Here is a 473-nt window from a genome sequence, read left to right on the forward strand (position 1 = left end):
TCGTTGTCACCGAGGTTGAACCCCTTCGACCCCGACGACAGCGCCCACCAGATCATCCGCCGGCCGAAGTCGTCGCTCGTGATCCCGTTCAGCGAACTGTTGAGGAAGGTGCCATCCCCGAACATGAAGGGGATGGGCGTCATGGTCTGGTTCTCGACACCCATCTTCTCGACGACGTCGTAGGTGGCGTTGTAGGAGTAGCCCCAGTTGTAGTCGGCGTGCGTGTTGCCCCACAGGTTGGTCGAGCCGTTGTAGATGTCCTTGCGCGACGACGCCTCCTGGTAGGCCTGGTAGGACATCGGCTGGTGGCCGCCCGCAGCACGCAACGCCTCGAGGAACGCGGTCAGGTTGGCGTCGATGGTGCCGAAGTAGTCGTCCCCGACGATCCACATCACGTTCGTGGCCGAGCCGTACCGCTGACCGAGGAACGTCCCGTAGGCCTGCCACTGCGCCGTGGTCCACTTCGCCGTGAA

At 63.4% G+C, this 473-nt stretch carries 1 protein-coding gene; it reads right to left on the minus strand.

The window, feature by feature from the left end; translation table 11 throughout:
* On the minus strand, positions 1-473 hold a 473-nt coding region (locus ACYQ1K_RS27940), incomplete at both ends, for an apiosidase-like domain-containing protein (RefSeq protein WP_459986897.1).

The organism is Nocardioides sp. AN3 (assembly GCF_054653495.1).